Annotated in this window: 23 protein-coding genes, 1 pseudogene and 2 riboswitches; of the genes and pseudogenes, 15 read left to right on the top strand and 9 right to left on the bottom strand. The window is 68.2% G+C overall.

Features of this window, described 5'->3' with window-relative positions:
• The first annotated feature begins 2 nt into the window (after nucleotides 1–2).
• The 9 genes and pseudogenes from nuoI (at nucleotide 3) to ALA01S_RS05710 (ending at nucleotide 8,079) form a co-directional block, all read left to right on the top strand.
• Nucleotides 3–491, top strand: coding sequence for an NADH-quinone oxidoreductase subunit NuoI (nuoI, locus tag ALA01S_RS32600; protein ID WP_066333325.1), 489 nt, complete (start codon nucleotides 3–5; stop codon nucleotides 489–491).
• 84 nt (nucleotides 492–575) lie between these two features.
• Nucleotides 576–1,202, top strand: coding sequence for an NADH-quinone oxidoreductase subunit J (locus ALA01S_RS05745; protein WP_066333322.1), 627 nt, complete (start codon nucleotides 576–578; stop codon nucleotides 1,200–1,202).
• Entirely contained in the window at nucleotides 1,199–1,516 is a 318-nt protein-coding gene (gene nuoK, locus ALA01S_RS05740) for an NADH-quinone oxidoreductase subunit NuoK (protein ID WP_066333319.1), read from the top strand. Before ALA01S_RS05745 ends, nuoK begins: the two co-directional genes overlap by 4 nt.
• Nucleotides 1,517–1,535: 19 nt before the next feature.
• Nucleotides 1,536–3,584 (top strand): NADH-quinone oxidoreductase subunit L, encoded by a 2,049-nt coding sequence (gene nuoL / locus ALA01S_RS05735; protein ID WP_066333316.1) that lies wholly within the window; start codon nucleotides 1,536–1,538, stop codon nucleotides 3,582–3,584.
• Between the two features lie 21 nt (nucleotides 3,585–3,605).
• A pseudogene (locus ALA01S_RS05730) lies at nucleotides 3,606–5,075 on the top strand (NADH-quinone oxidoreductase subunit M); the annotation flags it as partial.
• A 115-nt stretch (nucleotides 5,076–5,190) separates the two neighbouring features.
• Nucleotides 5,191–6,702, top strand: a complete 1,512-nt coding sequence (gene nuoN, locus ALA01S_RS05725; protein ID WP_066333314.1) for an NADH-quinone oxidoreductase subunit NuoN — start codon at nucleotides 5,191–5,193, stop codon at nucleotides 6,700–6,702.
• A gap of 13 nt (nucleotides 6,703–6,715) precedes the next feature.
• Nucleotides 6,716–7,021 carry a DUF2818 family protein gene (locus tag ALA01S_RS05720; RefSeq protein WP_066333311.1) on the top strand — a complete coding sequence of 102 codons (306 nt, stop codon included), beginning with the start codon at nucleotides 6,716–6,718 and terminating at the stop codon, nucleotides 7,019–7,021.
• Nucleotides 7,014–7,631 carry an NUDIX domain-containing protein gene (locus ALA01S_RS05715; RefSeq protein ID WP_066333309.1) on the top strand — a complete coding sequence of 206 codons (618 nt, stop codon included), beginning with the start codon at nucleotides 7,014–7,016 and terminating at the stop codon, nucleotides 7,629–7,631. Before ALA01S_RS05720 ends, ALA01S_RS05715 begins: the two co-directional genes overlap by 8 nt.
• Nucleotides 7,618–8,079 (top strand): DUF1178 family protein, encoded by a 462-nt coding sequence (locus ALA01S_RS05710; protein ID WP_066333306.1) that lies wholly within the window; start codon nucleotides 7,618–7,620, stop codon nucleotides 8,077–8,079. Before ALA01S_RS05715 ends, ALA01S_RS05710 begins: the two co-directional genes overlap by 14 nt.
• 81 nt (nucleotides 8,080–8,160) lie before the next feature.
• Here the strand turns inward: ALA01S_RS05710 and ALA01S_RS05705 are convergent, their stop codons facing one another.
• Together ALA01S_RS05705 and ALA01S_RS05700 are read right to left on the bottom strand one after the other, a co-directional pair.
• On the bottom strand, nucleotides 8,161–9,567 hold the full coding sequence (locus ALA01S_RS05705; RefSeq protein WP_066333299.1) for an FAD-binding oxidoreductase: 1,407 nt from the start codon (nucleotides 9,565–9,567) through the stop codon (nucleotides 8,161–8,163).
• Nucleotides 9,564–9,959 (bottom strand): DUF2069 domain-containing protein, encoded by a 396-nt coding sequence (locus tag ALA01S_RS05700; RefSeq protein ID WP_066333296.1) that lies wholly within the window; start codon nucleotides 9,957–9,959, stop codon nucleotides 9,564–9,566. Before ALA01S_RS05700 ends, ALA01S_RS05705 begins: the two co-directional genes overlap by 4 nt.
• A 19-nt stretch (nucleotides 9,960–9,978) precedes the next feature.
• Here ALA01S_RS05700 and ALA01S_RS05695 point away from each other — a divergent pair, with 19 nt between their 5' ends.
• The 5 genes from ALA01S_RS05695 (at nucleotide 9,979) to aroC (ending at nucleotide 15,213) form a co-directional block, all read left to right on the top strand.
• Nucleotides 9,979–11,202, top strand: coding sequence for a YihY family inner membrane protein (locus tag ALA01S_RS05695; RefSeq protein WP_066333495.1), 1,224 nt, complete (start codon nucleotides 9,979–9,981; stop codon nucleotides 11,200–11,202).
• 110 nt (nucleotides 11,203–11,312) lie between these two features.
• Nucleotides 11,313–12,527, top strand: a complete 1,215-nt coding sequence (kbl, locus tag ALA01S_RS05690; protein ID WP_066333294.1) for a glycine C-acetyltransferase — start codon at nucleotides 11,313–11,315, stop codon at nucleotides 12,525–12,527.
• An 8-nt stretch (nucleotides 12,528–12,535) separates the two neighbouring features.
• The gene (locus ALA01S_RS05685) at nucleotides 12,536–13,468 is read left to right on the top strand and encodes an NAD-dependent epimerase/dehydratase family protein (RefSeq protein WP_373862976.1); all 933 of its coding nucleotides are present in this window, start codon (nucleotides 12,536–12,538) and stop codon (nucleotides 13,466–13,468) included.
• Nucleotides 13,469–13,545: 77 nt separating this feature from the next.
• On the top strand, nucleotides 13,546–14,025 hold the full coding sequence (locus ALA01S_RS05680; RefSeq protein WP_066333289.1) for a CBS domain-containing protein: 480 nt from the start codon (nucleotides 13,546–13,548) through the stop codon (nucleotides 14,023–14,025).
• An 84-nt stretch (nucleotides 14,026–14,109) separates the two neighbouring features.
• The gene (aroC, locus tag ALA01S_RS05675) at nucleotides 14,110–15,213 is read left to right on the top strand and encodes a chorismate synthase (RefSeq protein ID WP_066333493.1); all 1,104 of its coding nucleotides are present in this window, start codon (nucleotides 14,110–14,112) and stop codon (nucleotides 15,211–15,213) included.
• 89 nt (nucleotides 15,214–15,302) lie between these two features.
• On the opposite strand, the gene ALA01S_RS05670 is transcribed toward aroC, so the two are convergent.
• The 3 genes from ALA01S_RS05670 to ALA01S_RS32595 form a co-directional block, all read right to left on the bottom strand.
• Nucleotides 15,303–16,118, bottom strand: coding sequence for a hypothetical protein (locus tag ALA01S_RS05670; RefSeq protein WP_157118785.1), 816 nt, complete (start codon nucleotides 16,116–16,118; stop codon nucleotides 15,303–15,305).
• Nucleotides 16,119–16,299: 181 nt separating this feature from the next.
• Entirely contained in the window at nucleotides 16,300–17,319 is a 1,020-nt protein-coding gene (gntR, locus tag ALA01S_RS05665) for an HTH-type transcriptional regulator GntR (protein ID WP_066333286.1), read from the bottom strand.
• Between the two features lie 326 nt (nucleotides 17,320–17,645).
• On the bottom strand, nucleotides 17,646–17,984 hold the full coding sequence (locus ALA01S_RS32595; RefSeq protein WP_157118784.1) for a hypothetical protein: 339 nt from the start codon (nucleotides 17,982–17,984) through the stop codon (nucleotides 17,646–17,648).
• 44 nt (nucleotides 17,985–18,028) lie between these two features.
• Here ALA01S_RS32595 and ALA01S_RS05660 point away from each other — a divergent pair, with 44 nt between their 5' ends.
• The gene (locus ALA01S_RS05660) at nucleotides 18,029–18,226 is read left to right on the top strand and encodes a DUF3606 domain-containing protein (RefSeq protein ID WP_066333283.1); all 198 of its coding nucleotides are present in this window, start codon (nucleotides 18,029–18,031) and stop codon (nucleotides 18,224–18,226) included.
• 155 nt (nucleotides 18,227–18,381) lie between these two features.
• Here the strand turns inward: ALA01S_RS05660 and ALA01S_RS05655 are convergent, their stop codons facing one another.
• The 4 genes from ALA01S_RS05655 to gcvT form a co-directional block, all read right to left on the bottom strand.
• On the bottom strand, nucleotides 18,382–19,773 hold the full coding sequence (locus tag ALA01S_RS05655; protein WP_066333280.1) for an L-serine ammonia-lyase: 1,392 nt from the start codon (nucleotides 19,771–19,773) through the stop codon (nucleotides 18,382–18,384).
• Between the two features lie 62 nt (nucleotides 19,774–19,835).
• A complete protein-coding gene (gene gcvP / locus ALA01S_RS05650; protein ID WP_066333279.1) occupies nucleotides 19,836–22,724 on the bottom strand; it encodes an aminomethyl-transferring glycine dehydrogenase in 2,889 nt (962 codons plus the stop codon).
• A gap of 144 nt (nucleotides 22,725–22,868) precedes the next feature.
• Nucleotides 22,869–23,243, bottom strand: a complete 375-nt coding sequence (gcvH, locus tag ALA01S_RS05645; RefSeq protein ID WP_066333276.1) for a glycine cleavage system protein GcvH — start codon at nucleotides 23,241–23,243, stop codon at nucleotides 22,869–22,871.
• A 126-nt stretch (nucleotides 23,244–23,369) separates the two neighbouring features.
• Entirely contained in the window at nucleotides 23,370–24,524 is a 1,155-nt protein-coding gene (gcvT, locus tag ALA01S_RS05640) for a glycine cleavage system aminomethyltransferase GcvT (protein ID WP_066333274.1), read from the bottom strand.
• Between the two features lie 45 nt (nucleotides 24,525–24,569).
• Nucleotides 24,570–24,698, bottom strand: a riboswitch (glycine riboswitch).
• 11 nt (nucleotides 24,699–24,709) lie between these two features.
• Nucleotides 24,710–24,809: riboswitch (glycine riboswitch) on the bottom strand.
• Nucleotides 24,810–24,978 lie beyond the last annotated feature (169 nt).

The following is a 24,978-nucleotide window of genomic DNA, read 5'->3' as shown; positions in this document are numbered from 1 at the left end:
CCATGTCTGCCCTCAAGGATTTCTTTTCTAGCTTCCTGCTGCTTGAGCTGTTCAAGGGCATGGCGCTGACCGGGCGCCACTTCCTCTCCAAGACCATCACGGTCCAGTTCCCCGAGGAAAAGACGCCGCTGAGCCCGCGCTTCCGCGGCCTGCACGCCCTGCGCCGCTACGAGAACGGCGAAGAGCGCTGCATCGCCTGCAAGCTGTGCGAGGCGGTGTGCCCGGCCATGGCCATCACCATCGAGTCGGACGTTCGCGAGGACGGCAGCCGCCGCACCACGCGCTACGACATCGACCTGACCAAGTGCATCTTCTGCGGCTTCTGTGAGGAAAGCTGCCCGGTGGACTCCATCGTCGAGACGCACATCCTCGAGTACCACGGCGAAAAGCGCGGCGACCTTTACTACACGAAGGACATGCTGCTGGCGGTCGGTGACCGCTACGAGCGCGAGATCGCAGCCAACAAGGAGGCCGACGCCCGCTACCGCTGACGGCCTGCGCGGCCCGCTGTAACCGCGTGCCCCGCGCATGCGTGAAGGCGGCCGCGTGCCCGCGTGTCTCAAGCGTCCTACGACATGACCACGATCGCTCTGTTCTACCTCTTCGCCGCGGTGCTGCTGCTGGCGTCCTTTGCCGTCATCACGGCGCGCAGCACGGTGCATTCCGCGCTCTACCTGGTGCTGGCCTTCTTCAGCGCCTCGTGCGTGTGGATGCTGCTCAAGGCCGAGTTCCTCGCCATCACGCTGGTGCTGGTGTACGTCGGCGCCGTCATGGTGCTGTTCCTCTTCGTGGTGATGATGCTCGACATCAACACCGACGCCTTCCGCCACAACTTCTGGAAGCACTTCCCGATTGCCGGCCTGGTGGGCGCGCTCATCGCGCTGGAAATGGCGCTGGTGCTCACCAGCGGCTTCAACGTGCCCGATGCGCCTGCGCTGGACCCCAAGCTGGCCGAGATGGGCAACACCAAGCTGCTGGGCATCGCGATCTACACGAACTACCTGTACCCGTTGCAGATCGCAGCCGTGCTGCTGCTGGTGGCCATCGTCGCCGCCATCGCGCTGACGCTGCGCCGCCGCAAGGATTCGCGCTACCTCAATCCGTCTGAGCAAGTGCGTGTGAAGAAGGGCGACCGCCTGCGCATCGTGCAGATGCAGCCGGTGGTGCAGAACAAGAACGCCGCGGAGGAGGGCAAGGCATGAATCTCGGTTCCATCACGCTGGGGCATTACCTGTCGCTGGGCGCGATCCTGTTCGCGCTGTCGGTGATCGGCATCTTCCTCAACCGCCGCAATCTGATCGTGCTGCTGATGGCCATCGAGCTGATGCTCCTGGCCGTCAACCTGAATTTCGTCGCCTTCTCGCACTTCCTGGGCGACATGGCGGGCCAGGTGTTCGTGTTCTTCATCCTGACGGTGGCGGCCGCCGAGTCGGCCATCGGCCTGGCGATCCTCGTGGTGCTGTTCCGCAACCGCGCGACGATCGCGGTGGAAGAGCTTGACACGCTCAAGGGTTGACGCGGGAAGGCCATAACAAATGTCTGCAGAACTGTCCAAGAACCTGCTGCTGGCCGTGCCCCTGGCACCGCTGGTGGGCTCCATCGTGGCCGGCCTGGCCGGGCGTGCCGTTGGCCGCCGCGGCGCGCACCTGATCACCATCCTCGGGGTGCTGATCTCCTTCATCATCTCCGCGATGGTGCTGCGCGACGTCATCGCCGGCGCGCGCTTCAACGAGACGATCTACGAGTGGATGACGCTCGGTGATCTGAAGATGGAAGTCGGCTTCCTCATCGATGGCCTGACCGCGATGATGATGTGCGTGGTGACCTTCGTGTCGCTGATGGTGCACATCTACACCATCGGCTACATGCACGAGGACCCGGGCTACCAGCGCTTCTTCTCGTACATCTCGCTGTTCACCTTCTCCATGCTCATGCTGGTCATGAGCAACAACTTCCTGCAGCTGTTCTTCGGCTGGGAAGCGGTGGGCCTGGTGAGCTACCTGCTGATCGGCTTCTGGTACACCAAGCCCACGGCGATCTTCGCCAACATGAAGGCCTTCCTGGTCAACCGCGTGGGTGACTTCGGCTTCATCCTGGGCATCGGCCTGCTGGTGGCCTTCACCGGCTCGCTGAACTACGGCGAGGTGTTCGAGCAGAGCGAGAAGCTGGCCGGCATGGCGCTGCCTGTGCACGAGAGCTGGAACCTGCTGACGGTGGCCTGCATCTGCCTGTTCATCGGCGCGATGGGCAAGAGCGCGCAGTTCCCGCTGCACGTGTGGCTGCCTGACTCCATGGAAGGCCCCACGCCCATCTCCGCGCTGATCCACGCCGCCACCATGGTGACGGCTGGCATCTTCATGGTCACGCGCATGTCGCCGCTGTTCGAGCTGTCGGACACCGCGCTGAACTTCGTGATGGTCATCGGTGCGATCACGGCGCTGTTCATGGGCTTCCTGGGCATCATCCAGAACGACATCAAGCGCGTGGTGGCGTACTCGACGCTGTCGCAGCTGGGCTACATGACCGTGGCGCTTGGCGCTTCCGCCTACTCGGTGGCCGTGTTCCACCTGATGACGCACGCGTTCTTCAAGGCGCTGCTGTTCCTGGGCGCGGGCTCCGTGATCATGGGCATGCACCATGACCAGGACATCCGCAACATGGGCGGCCTGCGCAAGTACATGCCCATCACCTGGATCACCTCGCTGCTGGGTTCCCTGGCGCTGATCGGCACGCCGCTGTTCTCGGGCTTCTACTCCAAGGACAGCATCATCGAGGCCGTCCACGCCTCCAGCCTGCCCGGTGCCGGCTTCGCCTACTTCGCCGTCATCGCCGGCGTGTTCGTGACCGCCTTCTATTCCTTCCGGATGTACTTCCTAGTCTTCCACGGCAAGGAGCGCTTTGGCCAGCACCACCACGGTGACCACCACAGCGACGAAGAGCCCGACCACCACGACGACCACCACCATGGCCTGGCCCCGGGCCAGAAGCCGCACGAGTCGCCGCTGGTCGTGACGCTGCCGCTGCTGCTGCTGGCCATCCCGTCGGTGATCATCGGCTACCTGACGATCGAGCCGCTGCTCTATGGCGACTTCTTCAAGGACGCCATCTTCATCGACCTGGAAAAGCACCCGGCGATGGAAGAGCTGGCTCACGAGTTCCACAGCGCCATGGGCATGGCCTCGCACGCGCTGACCTCGCTGCCCTTCATCCTGGCCCTGGCCGGTGTGGTGACCGCCTACGTGTTCTACATGGTTGCGCCCGCGATCCCGGCCGCCATCAAGCGCGCCGCCGGTCCGATCTACCGCATCCTGGACAACAAGTACTACATGGACGCCTTCAACGAGCACGTGATCGCCGCCGGCGCTCGCCTGCTGGGCAAGGGCCTGTGGAAGGCTGGCGACCAGGCCATCATCGACGGCGCCATCATCAACGGCTCGGCCAAGGCTGTCGGTGGCATTGCGGGCCTCGTGCGCTTGGTGCAGACCGGCTACCTCTACTGGTATGCGCTGGTCATGATCCTGGGTGTGTTCGGGCTGATGACGTGGCAGCTGTGGCCCCAGCTGACTGGCCTGTTCGGCCGTTGATAAGCGGGGCGGAGAATAACGATGGGATTGTTGAGTGTTGCCATCTGGCTGCCGGTCGTGGTCGGCGCCGTGTTGTTGGCTTTGGGACGGGATGAGCAGGCGAACACGGTTCGCTGGCTGGCACTGCTGGGCTCCATAGCGGGCTTCCTGGTGACGCTGCCGCTGCTTGCCCACTTCGACGCGGCCACCGCCGCGATGCAGTTCGTCGAGCGCGCACCCTGGATCGAACGCTTCAATGTGTTCTACCACCTGGGCGTGGACGGCATCTCGCTGTGGTTCGTCCCGCTGACGGCCTTCATCACCGTGATCGTCGTGATCGCGGGCTGGGAAGTGATCACCGAGCGCGTGAACCAGTACATGGGCGCGTTCCTGATCCTCTCCGGCCTGATGATCGGCGTGTTCTCGGCGCTGGACGGCCTGCTGTTCTACGTCTTCTTCGAAGCCACGCTGATCCCGATGTACATCATCATCGGCGTGTGGGGCGGCCCGCGCCGGGTGTACGCGGCCTTCAAGTTCTTCCTGTACACGCTGGCCGGCTCGCTGCTGATGCTGGTGGCGCTGATCTACCTGTACTACAAGAGCGGCGGCAGCTTCAACATCCTGGACTGGCACAAGCTGCCCCTGCCCATCACGGCGCAGACGCTGCTGTTCTTTGCCTTCTTCGCCGCCTTCTCGGTGAAGGTGCCGATGTGGCCGGTGCACACCTGGCTGCCTGACGCGCACGTGGAAGCGCCCACCGGCGGCTCCGTCGTCCTGGCCGCGATCATGCTGAAGCTCGGCGCCTACGGCTTCCTGCGCTTCTCCATGCCCATCGCGCCGGATGCGGCCCGCGAGTACGCCTGGGTGATCATCGCCCTGAGCCTCACGGCCGTCATCTACATCGGCCTGGTGGCCCTGGTGCAGAACGACATGAAGAAGCTGGTGGCCTACTCGTCCATCGCGCACATGGGCTTCGTGACCCTGGGCTTCTTCATCTTCAACGAGCTGGGCGTCTCCGGCGGCCTGGTGCAGATGATCAGCCACGGCTTCGTCTCCGGCGCCATGTTCCTCTCCATCGGCGTGCTGTACGACCGCGTGCACTCGCGTGAGATCTCGGCCTACGGTGGCGTGGTCAACACCATGCCCAAGTTCGCCGCCTTCGCGCTGCTGTTCTCCATGGCCAACTGCGGCCTGCCGGGCACCGGCGGCTTCGTGGGCGAGTGGATGGTGATCCTGGGCACGGTCAAGGCCAACTTCTGGCTGGGCATGCTGGCCGCCACCGCGCTGATCTCGGGTGCCGCCTACACGCTGTGGATGTTCAAGCGCGTCTACTTCGGCGACGTGACCAACGACAACGTGCGCACGCTCACCGACATCAACCTGCGCGAGTTCAGCATGCTGGCGGTGCTGGCTGCCGCCACGCTGTGGATGGGCCTGTATCCCAAGCCCTTCACCGACACCATGCACGTGTCCGTGAACGGGCTGCTGACGCACGTCAGCGCCTCCAAGCTGGAAGCTGCCGCCGCTGCCGCCGACACCACCAAGCTGGAAGCCGCCGTCGCCGCGGAAGCCGTCAAGGTGGAAACCGCCGCCAAGCCGAACTGAGCCGCACGGGGAGTCTTACTACATGAATCCGATGAACTGGCTGGTCGTCCAGCCCGAAATCGTGCTGCTGGTGATGGCCTGCGTGGTCGCGCTGGCGGACCTGTTCGTCAAGGACGAACAACGCCGTCCGACCTTCTGGCTGGCGCAACTGTCGCTGGCGGTGGTGGCCTTCATCCAGGTCGACCAGCTCCAGGCCATGATGCATGCCGAGGAGCTCAAGACCGGGCTCACCAGCATGTACGGCATGCAGCAGATGGTCGTGGCCGACCCCATGGGCCGGCTGCTGGCCGTGTGCGCCACGCTGACGCTGATGGCCACTCTGGCCTACGCGCAGCCCTACATCGGCGCGCGCGAAATGCTCAAGGGCGAGTTCTTCTCGCTGTCCATGCTGTCGCTGCTGGGCGTGCTGGTCATGCTCTCGGCCAACAACTTCCTGGTGGTGTACCTGGGCCTGGAGCTGATGACGCTGTCGCTGTACGCCCTCGTGGCGCTGCGGCGTGACCATGCCGTCTCCACCGAGGCGGCCATGAAGTACTTCGTCCTGGGCGCGCTGGCCAGCGGCTTCCTGCTGTACGGCATGTCCATGATGTACGGCGCCACCGGCACGCTGGAAATCGGCGGTGTCTTCGACGTCATCCAGGCGGGCCGCGCCAACCGAGACGTGCTGACCTTCGGCTTGGTGTTCATCGTCGCCGGCCTGGCGTTCAAGCTCGGCGTGGTGCCCTTCCACATGTGGGTGCCTGACGTGTACCAGGGCGCTCCGACGGCCGTGACGCTGCTCATCGCCGGCGCGCCCAAGCTGGCGGCCTTCGGCATCACCATCCGGCTGCTGCACGAAGGCATGAACGGCCTGGCCCGCGACTGGCAGCAGATGCTGATCGTCCTGGCCGTGGCCTCGCTGGTGATCGGCAACCTGGCCGCCATCGCGCAGACCAATCTGAAGCGCCTGCTGGCCTATTCGACCATCGCGCAACTGGGCTTCATGCTGCTGGGCCTGACGCCCACGGTCGTCGGTGGCAACACCGTCTCCGCGGCCAACGGCTACAGCTCCGCGCTGTTCTACCTGATCACCTACGTGCTCACCACGCTGGCGAGCTTCGGCCTCATCATGCTGCTGGCACGCCAGGGCTTCGAAGCCGAGGAGATCAAGGACCTCGCGGGCCTGGGCAAGCGCAGCCCCTGGATGGCCGGCGTCATGCTGATCGTCATGTTCTCGCTGGCCGGCATCCCGCCGACGGTGGGCTTCTACGCCAAGCTGGCCGTGCTGCAGTCGCTGATCACGACCAACGACCCGGCCTACATCACGCTGGCCGTGGTGGCGGTGGTGCTGTCGCTGATCGGCGCCTTCTACTACCTGCGCGTCGTCAAGGTCATGTACTTCGACGAGCCCACCGAGAGCGTGCAGATCGTCGGCCCCGCCGGTGCCCGCGCCTTGTTGGCCATCAACGGCGCCGCCGTGCTGGCCCTGGGCCTGCTGCCCAGCGGTTTGATGGGCCTGTGCCGCGACGCCATCGTCAAGGCACTGGCCACCTGAGCTTGAGGCTGTCATGAGCCACGGCGCCGAAGTAGGTCTGGTGCTGCTGGCCGCCGTGGTCAGCGCCAACCTGCCGTTTCTCACCGAGCGGCTGTTCCTGGTGGGGCCGCGGCGTGCTCCCAAGGCCTTTGGGTGGCGCTTGCTGGAGCTGCTGCTCCTGGCGCTGCTCACGCTTGGGCTGGGCCGCCTGCTGGAGGCCCGCATCGGCCAGATCTACCCGCAGGGCTGGGAGTTCTACGCCGCGCTGGGCTGCCTGTTCCTGACGCTGGCTTTCCCGGGCTTCGTCTGGCGTTACCTGAGGCGGCATCACCATGGCTGAAGACGATCACCTGCGCGAACACCGGCTCCATTCGGAGCGGGTGTTCGAGGGCAACTTCCTGAAGGTTCAGCGCGACCAGGTGCGGCTGCCCGGCGGGCACGAAACGGGTCGCGAATACATCTGCCATCCCGGCGCCTCCGTGGTGGTGCCCATCCTGGACGACGGGCGCCTGGTGTTGGAGCGCCAGTTCCGCTACCCGCTGCAGCGAGTGATCCTGGAATTCCCGGCCGGCAAGATCGACCCGGGCGAGCCGCCGCTGCACACCGCCGTGCGCGAGCTCACCGAGGAAACCGGCTACTGCGCCGACGAATGGGCCTACGCCGGCCCCATACACAACGCCGCCGCGTATTCCGACGAAGTCATCCACCTTTTCTTTGCCCGCGGCCTGCACGAGGGCGACGCGTCCCTGGACCACGGCGAGCATCTCGACGTCGTTTTGATGACCGAGGACGAGCTCGATGCCCTGGCCGCCCGCGGCGAGCTGAGCGACGCCAAGACGCTTATTGGCCTGCTCTGGCTCAACAAGTTGCGGCAAAAGTTGTGGTCACTGGACTGGCAACCCGCTCCCAAGCTGTCCGACGACGATAATTCCGCGCATGAAGGTGCTTGATCTGCGCTGCGAACACAGCCATGGCTTTGAAGGCTGGTTTGGTTCGGAAGACGATTTCGCCAGCCAGCACGAGCGCGGCCTGGTGGAATGCCCGCTGTGCGGCAGCAAGCAGGTGAGCCGGCTGCCCAGCGCGCCGCGGCTCAACCTCTCCAACGCGCGCGAGCCCGCACCGCAGCAGCCCAAGCCGCCGGCGGAAAGCCCGGCGCTCACGCCGGAAGCCAAGCAACTCCAGGCCTTGTGGGTGCAAGCCGTTCGCCACGTCATGGCCAATACCGAGGACGTGGGCGAGCGCTTCGCTGACGAGGCCCGCCGCATGCACTACGGCGACGCGCCCAACCGCGGCATCCGCGGCCAAGCCAGCGCCGACCAGGCTGCGGAGCTGGCCGAGGAGGGCATTGACGTGCTGCCGCTGCCCATCCCCAAGGCGCTCAAGGAGCCGCTGCAGTAATCGGCGGCGTGGCCCAAGGGGCGGGCTCCAATTGCAAACCCGGCTCTTGGCCGGGTTTGGTGTTTTTGGGGCCGTTGCCGCTCAGAGCACGCGGCCCGGGTTGAGCAGGCCTTGGGGGTCGAGTGCCTGCTTGATCGCTTTCATCAAGGCCAGCGCGGTGGGCGATTTGCGTTGCTCCATCTCCTCGCGTTTGAGCGAGCCTATGCCGTGCTCGGCGGAAAAACTGCCGTCGAAGGCCTGCACGGCGTCGAACACGACCTTGTTCACGCCCGGCTCGTGGTCGCGCAGGAAGGCTGCCCCGTCGCCGCCTTGCGGCACCTGCACGTTGTAGTGAAGGTTGCCGTCGCCCAAATGGCCGAAGTTGACGATGCGCACGCCAGGGTAGGCCGACTGCAGCGCCGCGTCGGCCTGCGTGCAGAAGGCGGGGATGCTGGAGACGGGCAGCGAGATGTCGTGCTTGATGTTCAAGCCCTCCTGCGCCTGCGCCAGCGAAATGGACTCGCGCACATGCCACATCGCCTTGGACTGCGACTGGTTTTGCGCCACGGCGGCGTCCTCGATCAGCCCGTCCTCCAGCGCGGCGGCCAGCAGGGCCTCGAAGCGCTCCTGCGCGTGCGCCTCGCTTTCCTCGTCGCTTTGCTCCAGCAGCACCGTCCAGGCGGCGCCGGGCAGGGGTCGCGGCAACTCGGGGAAGTGGCGCGCCACCAGGTCCAGCGCGAAGCGGCCCATCACCTCGAAGCCCGTGAGGCCCGCGCCCAGCTTGTGGCGGGCTGACTTGAGCAGCGCCACCGCCAGCTCCATGGAGGCGCAGGAGGCCATGGCCGTGGTGCGTGCGGCGGGCTGCGGAAACAGCTTCACCGTGGCAGCGGTGATGACGCCCAAGGTGCCCTCGCTGCCGATGAACAGGTCGCGCAGGTCGTAGCCCGTGTTGTCCTTGCGCAGGCCGCTGAGGCCGTCCCAGATATCGCCTTGCGCCGTGACCACTTCCAGCCCAAGGCACAGCTCGCGCGCGTTGCCGTAGCGCAGCACCTGCGTGCCGCCGGCGTTGGTGGCAAGGTTGCCGCCAATGGTGGCGCTGCCCTCGGCAGCCAGGCTCAGCGGGAACAGCAGGCCTTGCGCCGCGGCGGCCTCCTGCACCGCCTGCAGCACGCAGCCGGCGTCCACCGTCATCGTGAGGTTGGCCGTGTCCAGCGAGCGCACGCGGTGCATGCGGCGCAGGCTCAGCAGCAACTGGCGGCCGGTGGCGTCGGGCACGCTGCCCACCACCAGGCCGGTATTGCCGCCCTGGGGAACCACCGTCACGCCATGTTGGGCGCACAGGCGCAGCACGGTGGCGACCTGGGCCGTGTCGGCCGGGCGGGCCACGGCCAGCGCCTTGCCGCGCGCGCGCTTGCGCCAGTCTTGCTCATAAGCTGAAAGGTCGCCCTTGCACAGCACGTGGTCCGCGCCCAGGGCGGCGCGCAGGGCATCCAGAAATTCCACGCTCATGACGACTTTCCTTCAGTGGCGGGAGCGTTCTTCAGGCGCCAACGCACGTGGACGGCGCACGAGATGAACAACAGCAGGCACAGCAAGACCTCGATCAGCGCCAGCCACGCGCCCGGAGGCGGCTCGCTGGTGGCGCGCACCACGCCTTCCGCGAAATAGATCCACACCAGCAGGCTCACCCAGCGGTAGGTGTACATGCGCCGCTTGAGCAGTCCGGCCAGGGGAATGGTCAGCGGCAGCACTTTGAGTGCCAGCGTGCCGCGACCGGTGGGCGCGAGCCACAGCTCCCAGGCCAGGCCCAGCGCGATGAGGCCGAGCAGGCAGGCCACGGCCAGGTTGCGCGTGTTGCGCACCACGGGTGGCAACGTGTTGAAGTCAGATTCAATCGACATGTTTGGCATCATAGTGTTGATGAAACACCCCTCCGCCCGCTGGCGCGGCCGGTGCCTGGCGGCGTGGCAAACGCTGCTGCATTGGCCGTGGCGCGACACTTTCCTGACCTTGCGGCAGCGCTTTCGCGAAGACAAGCTCAGCCTGACCGCCAGCAGCCTCACCTTCACCACGCTGCTGGCGCTGGTGCCGCTGACGACCATGGCCTTCGCGCTGTTCTCGGCCTTTCCCGTGTTCGGTGCCTTCCAGGCTGCCGTGGAAAAGTATTTCTTGCAGGCCTTGGTGCCGGAGACGATCTCGCGCCAAGTGTTGTCGCAGCTCACGCAGTTCGCCATGAAGGCCCGGCGCCTGAGCGGCGTGGGCCTGGTGCTGCTGGGTGTCACGGCCATCACGACCATGCTCACCATAGACCGCGCGCTCAATGCCATTTGGGCCGTGCGCCGCCCGCGCCCAATCGGCCAGCGCGTGCTGGTCTATTGGGCCGCCATCACGCTTGGGCCGCTGGTGCTGGGCGTGAGCCTGTCCGTCACGTCCTACGCGCTGTCCGCCTCTCAAGGCTGGGTGCACGCGCCCCCGTGGGGCGTGAGCCTGCTGCTCAACGCCGTGGAGTTCGGCCTGCTGGTCACGGCCATGGCCGCGCTGTTCCATTACGTGCCCAATACCCTGGTGCGCTGGCGGCATGCCTTTGCCGGGGGGCTGTTCGTCGCGCTCGGCTTTGAGCTGGCCAAGGACCTCATCGGCTGGTACTTCAGCAAGGTGCCGACCTTCTCGGCCGTCTACGGTGCCTTTGCCACCGTGCCCATCCTGCTGGTCTGGGTCTATGCCGGCTGGTCCATCGTCCTGATCGGGGCCGTGATCGCCGCCAGCGCGCAAAGCCTCGCGCAGCGCACGGCACGGCTGCCCAGCGGCGTCGGCCAGCCCTTTGCGCTGGCGCTGGGCCTGCTGCGCGAGTTGGTGGCTGCCCAACGCGAAGGCCATCCCGGGCGCTCGCAGCCGGCGCTGGCGCAGGCGCTGGGCGTGGACCCGCTGCGCCTGGAGCCGGTGCTCGACACGCTGGCGGAACTGGATTGGATAGGCCGCCTGGAGGAGGGCGGCGCGCAGCGCATGGTGCTGTTGTGCGACCCCGGCCGCACGCCGGCCGCGCCGCTCATCGACCGGCTGCTGCTGGAGCCCTGTACCGAGGCGCAGGCTTTCAGGATGCACGCCGGCGTGGAAGCGATGTCGCTGGAAGAGCTGCTGCGCTGAACGCCCGCGCCGCGGCAAGGCGGCTCGCGCTTCCTCTGCTGCGCGCCAGCCGCCAAGCGATTACGGTGTGCGCGATGCGCGGCCACCGCGGCCGCGAAGGAGCGCAGTCCATGAATGCCAGCGAGGAATTCAATGCCTTCATCGCCCGCGAGCTGCAAGGCTTGCAAAGCGCGGGCTTGTTCAAGCAGGAGCGGGTGATTGCCGGCGCGCAGGGGCCGCGCGTGCGCCTGGCCGACGGGCGCGAAGTGCTGAACTTTTGCGCCAACAACTACCTGGGCTTGAGCGCCCATCCGGCCGTCGTCCGCGCCGCGCAGCAGGCCATGGACACGCACGGCTACGGCATGAGCTCGGTGCGCTTCATCTGCGGCACGCAAGACCAGCACAAGACGCTGGAGGCGCGGCTGTCGCGCTTCCTGGGCATGGAAGACACCATCCTCTACGCGGCGGCCTTCGACGCCAACGGCGGGCTGTTCGAGCCGCTGTTCACGCAAGAGGACGCCATCGTCAGCGACGCACTCAACCACGCCTCCGTCATAGACGGCATACGCCTGTGCAAGGCGCGCCGCTACCGCTACGCGCACGACGACATGGCCGACCTGGAGCGCTGCCTGCGCCAGGCGCGCGAGGACGGCGCCCGCTTCGTGCTCGCCTTCACCGACGGCGTGTTCTCCATGGACGGCAGCGTCGCGCAGCTCCACCGCATGCGCGAGCTGTGCGATGCCCATGGCGCACTGCTGGGCGTGGACGACAGCCACGCCACCGGCTTCGTCGGCCCAAGCGGCCGCGGCACGCACGAGTTGCGCGGGCTGCTGGTGGACGGCGTGGCGCGGGTGGACCTGATCACCGGCACCCTGGGCAAGGCGCTGGGCGGCGCGTCGGGCGGTTTCACCAGCGGCCGCCGCGAGATCGTCGAGCTGCTGCGGCAGCGCTCGCGCCCCTACCTGTTCTCCAACTCGCTCGCCCCGGCCATCGTGGGCGCGTCGCTGGCCGTGCTGGAGCTGCTGGAGCAGGGCAGCGGGCTGCGCGAAAAGATCATGGACAACGCGCGCTGGTTCCGCGAGGCCATGGCGCGCTGCGGCTTCGACCTCAAGCCGGGCAGCCACCCCATCGTTCCCATCATGGTCTACGACGCACCCAAGGCACAGGCGCTGGCCGCGCGCATGCTGGAGCTGGGCGTGTACGTGGTCGGCTTCTTCCACCCCGTGGTGCCGCAGGGACAGGCGCGCATACGCGTGCAGCTCAGCGCCGCGCACGAGCGCGCCGACCTGGAGCAGGCCGTCGCGGCCTTCCGGCAGGCCGGACGCGAGCTTGGGCTGGTGGCATGAGCGCAGCCATGAAAGTTCTCGTCATAGGCGCCAACGGGCAGATAGGCAGCGAGCTGGTCGAGGCGCTCGTGCAGGCCCATGGGCGGCAGGCGGTGGTGTCGTCCGACCTCGCGCCCGCCGGCCGCGTCCACGGCGTGGCGCACGAGGTGCTGGACGTCACCGATGCCGCTGCGCTGGCCGAGGTGGCGCGCCGCCATGGCGTCACGCAGGTCTACCTGCTGGCCGCAGCGCTTTCGGCGCGCGGCGAGCAGCACCCGACCTGGGCCTGGGACCTCAACATGAAGAGCCTGCTCAACGTGCTGGAGTTGGCGCGCACGCTGCCGCTGCAGCGCGTGTTCTGGCCCAGCTCCATCGCCGCCTTCGGCGCTTCCACCCCCAAGCACCTCACGCCGCAGCACACGGTGATGGAGCCGGACACCGTCTACGGCATCTCCAAGCTGGCGGGAGAGGGCTGGTGCGCGTGGTACCACCGCCGCCATGGCGTGGACGTGCGTTGCCTGCGCTTTCCTGGCCTCATCAGTTGGAAAACACCGCCCGGCGGCGGTACCACCGACTACGCTGTGGAAATCTTCCATGCCGCTCTGGCCGACAAGCACTACACCTGCTTCCTGCGCGAGGACCAGGCGCTGCCCATGATGTACATGGCCGACGCCCTGCGCGCGACGCTGGAGCTCATGGCCGCACCGGCCTCCAGCATTCGCGAGCGGCGCGCCTACAACCTGGCCGGCATGAGCTTCACGCCGCGCGACATCGCCGACGAGATCGCGCGCCACCTGCCCGGCTTCACGCTGCGCTGCGAGCCGGACTTCCGGCAGTCCATTGCCGAGGGCTGGCCCGCGTCCATTGACGACTCGGCCGCCCGCGCCGACTGGGGCTGGCGCCCGCGCTACGACCTGTCTGCCCTGGTAAGTGAGATGTTGCGCGCGCTGCGACCAGCGTGACGGCACATAAGGGATTGCGCGATGGCCTGTGATATGTTGTCCACAGTCTGTTTTTTCTTTGCTATTTGGGGATATTCATGAAGGTCAGCGACATCCTTCGCGTCAAGGGCAATGCCCTCTTCACCGTCTCGCCTGACGCCACCCTGGCGCAGGCGCTGCAAACCATGGCCGAGCACGACATCGGCTCGCTGGTGGTGATGAGCTATGGCGATGTCGTGGGCATGCTGACCTTCCGCGAGGCCATCCAGGCCGTGGTGCGCACCAAGGGTAAGCTCGAAGACGCCACCGTGCGCAGCGTGATGGACGACTGCCCGCTGACCTGCACGCCCGCCACGCCCATAGACGAAGTGCGCCGCATGATGCTGCAGCGCCACGCCCGCTACATGCCCATCCTGGACCACCGCACCCTCATGGGCGTGATCTCCTTCTACGACGTGGCCAAGGCCGTGGTGGACAGCCAGGACTTCGAAAACCGCATGCTCAAGGCCTACATCCGCGACTGGCCGGCCGAGGAAGAGGGCGTGGCCGAAGCCGCACCGCAGCAGCCTGCAGCCTGATTCCATCGGCCCGGCTGTCACAATGCAGGGCCCGCGCGAGCGGGCCCTTTTTCTTTGGCTCTCTTTTCGCAGCAGCGCACCAGCATGTCCGGCAGCACCCTTGGCGAACTCTTCCGCGTCACGAACTTCGGCGAAAGCCATGGCCCGGCCATCGGCTGCGTGATCGATGGCTGCCCGCCCGGCCTGGCACTCAGCGAGGCCGACATCCAGGCCGAGCTCGACCGCCGCCGCCCCGGCACCTCGCGCCACGTCACCCAGCGCAACGAGCCGGACGCCGTCGAAATCCTCTCCGGCCTGTACGAGGGCCAGACCACCGGTGCGCCCATCTGCCTGCTCATACGCAACACCGACCAGCGCAGCAAGGACTACGGCAACCTGCTCGACACCTTCCGCCCCGGCCACGCCGACTACAGCTACTGGCGCAAGTACGGCGTGCGCGACCCGCGCGGCGGCGGCCGCTCCTCGGCGCGGCTGACCGCACCCACGGTTGCCGCCGGCGCCGTGGCCAAGAAGTGGCTGCAGCAGAAGTACGGCATGCGCTTCATCGGCTGGATGTCGGCGCTGGGTGCCACCGACATCCCGTTCGAGGGCTTCGAGCACATCCCCAACAACCCCTTCTTCGCGCCCAACGCCAGCATCGTCGCGCAGCTCGAAGAGCAGATGGACCAGCTTCGCCGCGACGGCGACTCCATAGGCGCGCGCATCAGCGTCATCGCGCAGGGCGTGCCCGCGGGCCTGGGCGAGCCGCTGTACGACCGGCTCGATGCCGACATCGCCCACGCCATGATGGGCCTCAACGCCGTCAAGGGTGTGGAGATCGGCGACGGTTTTGCCAGCGTCGCGCAGCGCGGTTCCGAGCATGGCGACGAACTCACCCCCGAGGGCTTCCTCAGCAACCACGCCGGCGGCGTGTTGGGCGGCGTGAGCACGGGGCAGGACCTCGTGGTCTCCATCGCCATCAAGCCCACCAGCTCCATACGCACGCCGCGCGCGTCCATAGACCGCGCCGGCAACCCCTCCACGGTGCAGACCTTCGGCCGCCACGACCCCTGCGTCGGCATACGCGCCACGCCCATTGCCGAGGCGCTGCTGGCGCTGGTGGTCATGGACCACGTGCTGCGCCACCGCGCGCAGTGCGGCGACGTGGTGCTGCCCATTGCGCCCATCCCGGCCGCCGCACCGCGCTGAGGCCGCGGCCGCCGCCTCCGACCAGCCCCCCAAGAAAAAAACCGGCCGCAGGGCCGGTTTTTCATTGGGAGGACGAATCCGCCGCCGCGTCAGTGCGGCTTGGGCTGGCCGCCGTTGAGCAGCGAGCGGCTGGCGTCGGCGAAGCGGCCGGACCAGTTGAACCAGTCACCCCAGGGGCTGCCTGACATCTGGCTGGTCATCTGGTTGGCCATTTGGCTGGCCATTTGGCTGGCCATTTGCGCCGCCTGCCGCGCGGCCTCCTGCGCAGGCCACACCAGCGGGCTGGCGGCCATTGGGCTGAGCACGTGCTCCACCTCGGCCTGGAACATGTCGGAGTCGCCGCCGAAGTAGGTCTGCAGCCGGCACCAGTTCAGCGCCGATTCCCAGCACGCGCTTTGCAGCCGCACCAGGCCGTTGCCGGTGGCCTGCCAGACCTGCAGCAGTTGATGGGTGCCCAGCTCGGTGAGGCGGTGGCAAAAGCGCATCACGGCGTCGAAGTCCGCATGCGCCAGGGCGGCCTGCACCGTGGCCAGCTCGCTGAGGTTGCGGGCGTTGTGCAACTGGCCTTCCAGTTGCTCCAGGCGCTGTTGGATCTGCCGGCTGAGCTCGGCCTGCGCCTGGCCCAACTGCTGCGCGCCGCTGAGCACCGCATGGAGCGTCGAAAAGTGCCAGCGCAACTGTTCGCGCATGGTGCTCTCGCCCCAGCCGTTGATCACCTCGTCCAGCGTGGTGGCCGCGCCGGTGCCGGCGGCATGGGGCTCGTTGGCCGAAGCCGGGCGGTCGAGCACCGGCACACCCAACGCGGCATGCGGGGCGCGGGCCTGGCGGATGGTGGCGTCGGCGGCCTGGGCCACGGCCGAGCGTGGACTGCGTTGAGACGGGGAGCGTTGCGGGGAAGTCGACACGTGGTTCACTCCTTCGGCCGCGCCTGGCGCGGACCGGGTTGGGCCTGGCTTGGACCCTTGGGCAACAGGGAGCCCGCAACATAAAGGGCCCGGCCGTTGCCAACAACCCAGGTTTTCCAGTCGTGACGGCGGACGTAACCGCATTCCTGCGCAGGCCGCCCGTGCCCGTTACACCGCGCTTTCAGGTGCTGCCGCGGACCACCAGCGTGCAGCCCACGTCCACCGCGGCGCGCGGCACCTCCTGGCCCTGCATGAGGCGCAGCAGCATGGCCGCGGCCTGCTGGCCGATCTCCACGCGCGGCGTGTGCACGGTGGTCAGCGGCGGCAGCATCTGGTCGCTGCCGGCCAGGTCATTGAAACCGGCCACGGCCACGCGTTGCGGCACGGACACACCCAGGCGCAGCGCGGCCAGCAGCGCGCCTTGGGCCAGGTCGTCGTTGCAGCAGAAGAGGGCATCGGCGTCGCCGTGCTCGCCCAGTGCCCGCTCGAAAAGCGCCGCCCCCAGCGCCATGGAGGAGCGGCGCGGATCCAGCAACTCCAGCGATTCGTCGTACAGCCCCGCGCCGCGCAGCGCGTCGCGGTAGCCCTGCAGCCGCTGCAGCGTGCGCGGGTCCAGTTGCGCGGCCAGGAACATCACGCGCCGCCGCCCGCGCTCCACCAGGTGGCGCGTCATGGCGTAGCCGGCCGCCGCCTGCGAGAAGCCCACGCTGAACACGCCCGGCGCCTCGGCCGTTTCCATCATGTGCACGCAGGGCACGCCGCTGGCCTCGATCAGCTTGCGGCTGCCCTCCGTGCGGTCGAAGCCCGTGAGCAGCAGACCGGCCGGGCGGTGCGCCATGTAGCCGCGCAGCAACTGTTCCTCCTCGGCGGGGTCGTAGTGCGTCATGCCGATGAGCGTCTGGTAGCCCGCGGGCAGCAGCGTGGCGTGCACGGCTTCCAGCAGGTCCACGAAGAGGGCATTGCTCAGCATGGGCACCAGCACCACCACCTGCGAGCTGCGCGCGGAGGCCAGCGCCCGTGCCGCGGGGTCGGGCACGTACCCCAAGCGCTCGGCCGCCTCGCGCACCCGCTCCACCAGCGCCGGGTCCACGCTGCGCTGGCCACGCAGCGCACGCGAGGCGGTGATGGGGCTCACGCCCGCGGCGGCGGACACCTCGTCCAGCGTGATGCGGCCCGTGGCGCGGCGTCTGAGCTTGTTCATGTCGGTGTTTACCCCTGGGCTTTGTTATAGTCGCGCATCTTTTGGGATAGCGCTATCCGAAGTTGCGAGCACGATTCATGCACCGTGTCCAAATTATCGGCGCCGAGGTGGACAGGTTTCTGTCCGGGGAGCGGGTTGTGAAACCTGATTTCTTGATTCCTTGGGGACAGCGCTGTCCCAGCTCGTTGAAGTGTTCAGCCTCCAGGCAGTCAGTAAAAAGTGCAGGCATCCGGGGCGTCAGCACCCCGGCCGGTCACATGTTTGCGGGGGTGGACGCAAGTTTCTAGGTGGAAACCCTTGCTTTCTTAAAAACTTGCATGGGGCTGTCATCCGGTCCTCAGATTGCTGCGTTGTTGCTGCACCGTCCTCGTGGACGCATTGACGTAGCAACCATGACGAAGCACGCCGCCCAACACCGTCCCGCTGATCGCAAGCCTGCTGATCCGCTGTTCGAAGGCACCGACAGCGCCGACAAGGGCCGCAAGTTCGAGCCTTTCTACATTGCACCGCTGGGACATGACCGGCGCGTCGGCGGCCGCGCCCGCCGCTTTGACCAGAAGCGTTAACCCCTTGTCACCGTTGGCCGCACGCAAGCGGCCGACGGCCTGAGCCAGCTCAAGGCGCTCCTCATAGCGCCGCGCGAAGCTGGTCTCCAGCCGGTGCATCTGCAGGCCGCCATCGCGGCCCGCACCGGGGTAGGAGACAAAGCATGCACACCGCGCACACCCCCGAAGGTTTCCATCCGCTGGACCCCGGCCGCGTCAACACCATGGACCCGGTCGAGCTGCGCTACTGGAGCCGGGAATTGAGCTGCAGCGAAGACGAGCTGCGCGAGCTCGTTGCCCGCGTCGGTGACCACGTCGCCGAGGTGCGCGCCGCGCTGGAGCAGCGCCTGCCGCGGCATTGAGTGCGCGGCGGCGCCGGCCACGTGCATGACACCTGTTGAACGATCAGGGGCCTGTGCCGCCGGCTTTCCGCGCGGGCTTCAGCTTGGGCCGCGCGTCCTGCTGGCCGGCAGGCTTGAATTCGAAATGGATTGCCGAACGCTGGTGTTTTATAGCTTCAGCATTCCACGATATTGACCGCCAAACCCCCGCGCGCCGTTTCCTTGTATTTGGTCAGCATGTCCGCGCCGGTTTCGCGCATGGTCTTGATGACCTTGTCCAAGCTGACGTGGTGTGTGCCGTCGCCGCGCAGCGCCATGCGTGCGGCATTGATGGCCTTCACCGAGGCGATGGCGTTGCGCTCAATGCACGGGATTTGCACCAGCCCGCCCACCGGGTCGCAGGTCAGGCCCAAGTGGTGCTCCATGGCGATCTCCGCCGCGTTCTCCACCTGCGCCGGGCTGCCGCCCGTCACTGCGCACAAGCCCGCGGCGGCCATGGAACAGGCCACGCCGACTTCTCCCTGGCAGCCGACTTCGGCGCCGGAGATGCTGGCGTTTTCCTTGTAGAGCATGCCGATTGCGCCGGCCGTGAGCAGGAGGTCCACCACGCCCGCGTCCGTCGCGCCCGGGACGAAGCGCCGGTAGTAATGCAGCACCGCCGGCACGATGCCGGCCGCGCCGTTGGTCGGCGCCGTCACCACGCGCCCGCCCGCGGCGTTCTCCTCGTTCACCGCCAGGGCGAAGAGGTTCACCCAGTCGATCACGGCCAGCGGGTCGCCGCTGCCGCCCGCGGCGTCCTGCGCGGCGAGCTGCCGGTAAAGCTCCGGCGCGCGGCGGCGCACCTTGAAGCCGCCGGGCAACACGCCCTCGGTGCGGCAGCCGCGCTCCACGCAGGCCTGCATCACGCGCCAGATGTGCAGCAGCCCGGCGTCAATGTCCGCGTCGCTGCGCCAATGGCGCTCGTTGCGCCGCATCAGCTCGGCGATGCCCACGCCCTCGCGCGCGCACAGCGCCAGCAGCTCCGCGCCGCTGTGGAAGGGGTAAGGAAGCACCGTGGTGTCCGGCGCGATGCTGCGGTGGCGGCTGCCGTCGGCCGCCACTTCCTCGCTGACGACGAAGCCGCCGCCCACCGAGTAGTAAGTGCGCTCCATGAGCGTCGCGCCCGCCGCGTCCAGCGCCCGCAGCGTCATGCCGTTGGCGTGGAAGGGAAGTGTTTCGGTGCGGTGGAAACGCAGGTCCGCGGCAGTGAAGGCCACGGGATGGCTGCCGCCCAGCGGCAAGCGTTCCTCGTGCTTGAAGCGCTGCAGCAGCGCCGGCACGGCGTCCACGTCCACCGTCTCCGGGTCGTGGCCGGCCAGGCCCAGCAGCACGGCCTTGTCGCTGCCGTGGCCCTTGCCGGTGGCGCCGAGCGACCCGTAGAGGTCGCACTGGATTTGCGCCGTGCGCTCCAGTTGGCCCTCCTTGCGCAGCCGCTCCGTGAAGAGCCGCGCCGCGCGCATGGGCCCCACCGTGTGCGAGCTGCTTGGGCCTATGCCGACGCGAAAGAGGTCGAACACCGATACCGCCATGGCTTGACTCCTTCACGCGTCGGGGGGCGCGCGTGCGCCGCGCGCCCCGGTTCACCGCCCGTTCAGTCCTCGTAGGACGCCGTGGGCGGGCAGGTGCAGAACAGGTTGCGGTCGCCGTGCACGTTGTCCACGCGGCCCACCGGCGCCCAGTACTTGCGCCCGCGCAGGTCGGCCACCGGGTAGGCGGCCTGCTCGCGGGTGTAGCCGTGCGCCCACTCGGCCTTGAGCAGCGACTGCGCCGTGTGCGGGGCGTTCTTCAGCGGGTTGTCCTCGCGCGGCAGGGCGCCGGACTCGACCTGCGCGATCTCCTGGCGGATGGCGATCATCGCGTCGCAGAAGCGGTCCAGCTCCACCAGCGGCTCGCTCTCGGTGGGCTCCACCATCAGCGTGCCGGCCACGGGGAAGGACAGCGTGGGCGCGTGGAAGCCGTAGTCGATCAGGCGCTTGGCCACGTCCTCGGCGGTGACGCCGGAGCTGTCCTTGAGCGGGCGCAGGTCCAGGATGCACTCGTGGGCGACGCCGCCGCCCTGAATGCCGTCCACGCCGCCGCTGAAGTGGATGTCGTAGTGCTGCGACAGGCGAGCGGCCACGTAGTTGGCCGAGAGGATGGCCGTCTCGGTGGCGGCCGTCAGGCCCTCAGCGCCCATCATGCGGATGTACATCCAGCTGATGGGCAGCACCGCCGCGTTGCCCAGCGGCGCCGCGGAGACGGGGCCCACGCCGTTGCCGGCTTCCGCGCCGCCCGGCTTGCCGGGCAGGAAGGGTACGAGGTCTTCCACCACGCACACCGGGCCCACGCCCGGGCCGCCGCCGCCGTGCGGGATGCAGAAGGTCTTGTGCAGGTTCAGGTGGCTCACGTCGCCGCCGAACTCGCCCGGCGCCGCCAGGCCCACCAGCGCGTTCATGTTGGCGCCGTCCACGTACACCCGGCCGCCGTGCTCGTGCACCAGGGCGCACAGCGACTTGACCTGCGGATCGAAGACGCCGTAGGTGGAGGGGTAGGTGATCATGATGGCCGCGAGCTTCTGCGAGTTCGCTTCGCACTTGGCGCGCAGGTCGGCCAGGTCCACGTTGCCCATGGCGTCGCACTTCACGACCACCACCTTCATGTTGACCATGCCGGCGCTGGCCGGGTTGGTGCCGTGGGCGGATTCGGGGATCAGGCAGACGTCGCGGTGGCTCTGGCCGCGCGAGGCGTGCCAGGCCTGGATGGCCAGCAGCCCGGCGTACTCGCCTTGCGAGCCGGCGTTGGGCTGCAGGCTGATGCCGGCGTAGCCCGTGGCCTGGCACAGCCACTCGCGCAGTTGCTCGTCCAGCAGCTTGTAGCCTTCGAGCTGGTCGGCCGGCGCGAAGGGGTGCACGTGGGCGAAGGCCGGCCAGGTGATGGGAATCATCTCGCTGGTGGCGTTGAGCTTCATGGTGCAGGAGCCCAGCGGGATCATGCTGCGGTCCAGCGCTAGGTCCTTGTCCGACAGGCCGCGCAGGTAGCGCAGCATTTCGGTCTCGCTGTGGTGGGTGTTGAACACCGGGTGCGTCAGGAAGGCGCTCTCGCGCGCCAGCGCCGCGGGCAGCAGCGGGGCGCTGCGCTCCAAGTCGGCAAAGGTGGGCACGGGTTGTTCGCCCGCGAACACCTTCCACAGCGCCTGCAGCTCGGCGCGGGTGGTGGTCTCGTCCAGCGTGATGCCCAGCGAGTCAGCGCTGGCGCGGCGCAGGTTCATGCCCGCGGCCTCGGCGGCGGCCAGCAGCCCGGCGGTGCGCTCGCCCGTGAGCACGTGCAGGGTGTCGAAAGCCTCTTCGTTGCCGAGCGCGAAGCCCAGTTGCTTGAGGCCCGCGGCCAGGATGCCGGCGTAGGCCGCCACGCGGCGCGCGATGCGCTTCAAGCCCTCGGGGCCGTGGTAGACGGTGTACATGCTCGCCACCACGGCGGGCAGCACCTGCGCGGTGCAGATGTTGGAGGTGGCCTTCTCGCGGCGGATGTGCTGCTCGCGCGTCTGCAGCGCCAGGCGCAGCGCGGGCGCACCCTGGGCGTCCACGCTCACGCCCACCAGGCGGCCGGGCATGGAGCGCTTGGCCGCGTCGCGCGTGGCCATGTAGGCGGCGTGCGGGCCGCCGCAGCCCATGGGCATGCCAAAGCGCTGCGTGCTGCCCACGGCGATGTCGGCGCCCAGCTCGCCCGGCGCCTTCAGCAGCGTCAGCGCCAGCAGGTCGGCGGCGACGATGACCTGGCCGCCGCGGGCGTGCACGGCGTCGGCCAGCGGCTTCAGGTCACGCACGCGGCCGGTGACGCCGGGGTATTGGAAGAGGGCGGCGAAGCAGTCGTGCTCGCCGGCGGATTCGGCCGGGCCGGTGACGATCTCGATGCCCAGCGGCTGGGCGCGGGTCTGCATGACCTGCAGCGTCTGCGGCAGCACGTCGTCGGCGACGAAGCAGCGCGTGCTCTTGCTCTTGCCCACGCGCATGGCCAGCGTCATGGCCTCGGCGGCGGCGGTGGCCTCGTCCAGCATGGACGAGTTGGCGATGTCCAGGGCCGTGAGGTCCGTGATCATCGTCTGGAAGTTCAGCAGCGCCTCCATGCGGCCCTGCGAGATTTCGGCCTGGTAGGGCGTGTAGGCCGTGTACCAGGACGGGTTCTCCAGCACGTTGCGCAGGATGACCGTGGGCGTGAGCGTGCCGTGGTAGCCCTGGCCGATGAAGCTCTTGAGGACGCGGTTGCGCGAGGCGATGTCGCGCAGCTCCAGCAGCGCCTGCGCCTCGGTGGCCGGCGCGGGCAGCGCCATGGGCTTGCCGCGGGCGATGTTGCGCGGCATCACGGCCTCGACCAGCGCGCGGCGCGAAGCGGCGCCGATCACCGACAGCATCCGCTCCTGTTCATGCGGCTCCGGGCCGATGTGGCGGAAAACGAATTCGGACGTGTTTTCGAGCTCGGCCAGCGAAGGGAAGGTAGCAGGCATGGTCGCGGAGGGCACAAGAGGGGTAGGGATGCGGACGCGGGAGGAAAGGCGGGCGCCGCGGGAACTGCGTTTTCAGCGCGGCAAGAGGCTTGCCGCGCGGCGGCCGGGGCGTGCCTGGTGAGGCGCCAGCGCCGGCCTGGGGGATCACTCGGCCTTGAGCAGCGCGTCGTAGGCCGGCGGGTCCATCAGGTCGTCGAACTCGGCCATGTTGGTAATGCGCACCTTGAAGAACCAGCCGTTGCCCAGCGGGTCAGAGTTGGCCAGGTCGGGCTGGTTGCGCAGCTCCTCGTTGACCTCGACGATCTCGCCGCTCACGGGCATGTAGATGTCGGCGGCGGCCTTGACGGACTCCACCACGCCCGCGACGTCGCCCTTGGCGAAGGTCTTGCCGACTTCAGGCAGATCGACGAACACCACGTCGCCCAGCGCGTCCTGCGCGTGGTGCGTGATGCCCACCACGGCGGCATCGTGGTCCTCGATGTTGATCCACTCGTGGTCGGGCGTGTACTTGGTGGTCATGGGCGACTCTCCTGGACGGGGCGGCGCACTGTTGGGCGCCGGGTTGAAAAACGAAACGGTGAAAGGCGGTACGCGCCGGCTGGCCTGGAACGTCTCGGTGGCCGGCGCGTGGGGAGGACGGGCGTGTCAGCCGCGGTGGTAGCGGTGCGGCGTGAAGGGCATGGCCACCACGCGCATGGGCTGCGGCTTCAGGCGCACTTCGGCCGAGATCTCGGCGTCCGGCACGGCGCAGGCCTTGTCCACATAGGCCATGGCGATGGGCTTGCCGAGCTGCGGCGACAGCGTGCCGCTGGTGACCTTGCCCACGCGCTCGCCCTGGGCGTTGAGCACGGGTGCGCCCTCGCGCACCGGGGCGCGCTCCAGGCCCAGCAGGCCCACGCGCTTGCGCGGCGCGCCGTTGGCGAGCTGCGCCTCGATGGCCGCGCTGCCGGGGTAGCCGCCGGCCCGCGCGCCGCCCGCGCGGCGCACCTTCTGGATGGCCCAGGTGAGGGCGGCTTCGACGGGGGTGGTCTCCTCGTCGATGTCGTGGCCGTACAGGCACAGGCCCGCTTCCAGGCGCAGCGTGTCGCGCGCGCCCAGGCCGGCGGGCTTGACTTCCGGCATGGCCAGCAGCGCCTTGGCCAGCGCCTCGGCGGCTTCGGCCGGCACGGAGATCTCGAAACCGTCCTCACCGGTGTAACCGCTGCGGCTAATAAAACATTCGGCGCCCGCCAGCGTGAACGTGCCCGTACCCATGAAGGTCAGCGCCGCCACGCCCGCGTCCAGCTTGGCCAGGGCCTGCACGGCCAGCGGGCCTTGCAGCGCCAGCAGCGCGCGCTCGGGCATGGAGATGACCTGGCAGCGGTGGCCGATCTGCGTGCGCATGAGCTGCAGGTCGTGGTCCTTGCGGCTGGCGTTGATGACCATGAACAGGTCACTGGGGCGGCGCGCGACCATCAGGTCGTCCAGGATGCCGCCGGCCGTGTTGGTGAAGAAGCCGTAGCGCTGGCGGCCCACGGGCAGGTCCAGCACGTCCACGGGCACCAGCGATTCCAGCGCCAGCGCCGCGTCGTCGCCCACCAGCCGCACCTGGCCCATGTGCGAGACGTCGAAGAGCGCCGCCGCCTCGCGGCAATGCCGGTGCTCGGCCAGGATGCCCGCCGGGTAGCTCACCGGCATCTCGTAGCCGGCGAAGGGCACCATGCGCGCGCCCAGCTCCAGGTGCAGCGCGTGCAGCGGCGTGCGCTGCAGGGCGGGGGTGGACGAGGCGTCGGCGGGCGTGGCGGCGGTCGGAGCGGTCATGGCAGGTCTCCCAAGGGCGGGCTTCCACCGGTGAGGGTGGTGCTGGTTGCCCCCGCTGTCCGCTTTACCTGAGAGATTGGCGAGGGCCCCTTGTTTCGAGGATGCCACTGCGCTTGCCCCTTCGGTGGACTGCAAGCCCCGTAGCGGGCGCAGTCTCTCTCCAGTGAGGTGTCGCTCCGGTGACGGAGCGCTTGCCAGTCCTTTTGCCTGAGCGTTCGGGGCCAAATTGAACCCCTGCGCCTTCGGCGGCCCCACGTTCAAGGGGCTCTCTCCTGGCGGGCCGAAGTGTATCAGCGTGCCCCCGCGCCGCGGCCGGGGCTGTCGCAAAAAGACAAAGGGTCTGGCGTCTTGCGACAACCGCCCCCGGTGGCCGGAGCGCGGCGGCTGCCGCGCTCACGTGCTCGTCACATGCCCACGTAGTTGGGCCCGCCGCCCCCTTCGGGCGTGACCCAGA

The organism is Azohydromonas lata NBRC 102462 (assembly GCF_001571085.1).
Lineage (GTDB): Bacteria > Pseudomonadota > Gammaproteobacteria > Burkholderiales > Burkholderiaceae_C > Azohydromonas > Azohydromonas lata.
The sequence above is the reverse complement of the archived record's forward strand: the minus strand, read 5'-3'. Positions and strand labels throughout refer to the sequence as shown.

Excerpts from the sequence above, each read along its gene's own strand:
- nuoI (WP_066333325.1), top strand. The coding sequence starts at position 3 with ATGTCTGCCCTCAAGGATTTCTTTTCTAGCTTCCTGCTGCTTGAGCTG.
- gcvP (WP_066333279.1), bottom strand. The coding sequence starts at position 22,724 with ATGCCTGCTACCTTCCCTTCGCTGGCCGAGCTCGAAAACACGTCCGAA.
- gntR (WP_066333286.1), bottom strand. The coding sequence starts at position 17,319 with ATGAACAAGCTCAGACGCCGCGCCACGGGCCGCATCACGCTGGACGAG.
- ALA01S_RS05720 (WP_066333311.1), top strand. The coding sequence starts at position 6,716 with ATGAGCCACGGCGCCGAAGTAGGTCTGGTGCTGCTGGCCGCCGTGGTC.
- ALA01S_RS05745 (WP_066333322.1), top strand. The coding sequence starts at position 576 with ATGACCACGATCGCTCTGTTCTACCTCTTCGCCGCGGTGCTGCTGCTG.
- ALA01S_RS05680 (WP_066333289.1), top strand. The coding sequence starts at position 13,546 with ATGAAGGTCAGCGACATCCTTCGCGTCAAGGGCAATGCCCTCTTCACC.
- ALA01S_RS32595 (WP_157118784.1), bottom strand. The coding sequence starts at position 17,984 with ATGCACCGGCTGGAGACCAGCTTCGCGCGGCGCTATGAGGAGCGCCTT.
- ALA01S_RS05715 (WP_066333309.1), top strand. The coding sequence starts at position 7,014 with ATGGCTGAAGACGATCACCTGCGCGAACACCGGCTCCATTCGGAGCGG.
- ALA01S_RS05660 (WP_066333283.1), top strand. The coding sequence starts at position 18,029 with ATGCACACCGCGCACACCCCCGAAGGTTTCCATCCGCTGGACCCCGGC.
- ALA01S_RS05655 (WP_066333280.1), bottom strand. The coding sequence starts at position 19,773 with ATGGCGGTATCGGTGTTCGACCTCTTTCGCGTCGGCATAGGCCCAAGC.
- gcvH (WP_066333276.1), bottom strand. The coding sequence starts at position 23,243 with ATGACCACCAAGTACACGCCCGACCACGAGTGGATCAACATCGAGGAC.
- ALA01S_RS05710 (WP_066333306.1), top strand. The coding sequence starts at position 7,618 with ATGAAGGTGCTTGATCTGCGCTGCGAACACAGCCATGGCTTTGAAGGC.
- kbl (WP_066333294.1), top strand. The coding sequence starts at position 11,313 with ATGAATGCCAGCGAGGAATTCAATGCCTTCATCGCCCGCGAGCTGCAA.
- ALA01S_RS05685 (WP_373862976.1), top strand. The coding sequence starts at position 12,536 with ATGAAAGTTCTCGTCATAGGCGCCAACGGGCAGATAGGCAGCGAGCTG.
- gcvT (WP_066333274.1), bottom strand. The coding sequence starts at position 24,524 with ATGACCGCTCCGACCGCCGCCACGCCCGCCGACGCCTCGTCCACCCCC.
- ALA01S_RS05700 (WP_066333296.1), bottom strand. The coding sequence starts at position 9,959 with ATGTCGATTGAATCTGACTTCAACACGTTGCCACCCGTGGTGCGCAAC.
- ALA01S_RS05705 (WP_066333299.1), bottom strand. The coding sequence starts at position 9,567 with ATGAGCGTGGAATTTCTGGATGCCCTGCGCGCCGCCCTGGGCGCGGAC.
- nuoK (WP_066333319.1), top strand. The coding sequence starts at position 1,199 with ATGAATCTCGGTTCCATCACGCTGGGGCATTACCTGTCGCTGGGCGCG.
- nuoN (WP_066333314.1), top strand. The coding sequence starts at position 5,191 with ATGAATCCGATGAACTGGCTGGTCGTCCAGCCCGAAATCGTGCTGCTG.
- aroC (WP_066333493.1), top strand. The coding sequence starts at position 14,110 with ATGTCCGGCAGCACCCTTGGCGAACTCTTCCGCGTCACGAACTTCGGC.
- ALA01S_RS05695 (WP_066333495.1), top strand. The coding sequence starts at position 9,979 with ATGAAACACCCCTCCGCCCGCTGGCGCGGCCGGTGCCTGGCGGCGTGG.
- nuoL (WP_066333316.1), top strand. The coding sequence starts at position 1,536 with ATGTCTGCAGAACTGTCCAAGAACCTGCTGCTGGCCGTGCCCCTGGCA.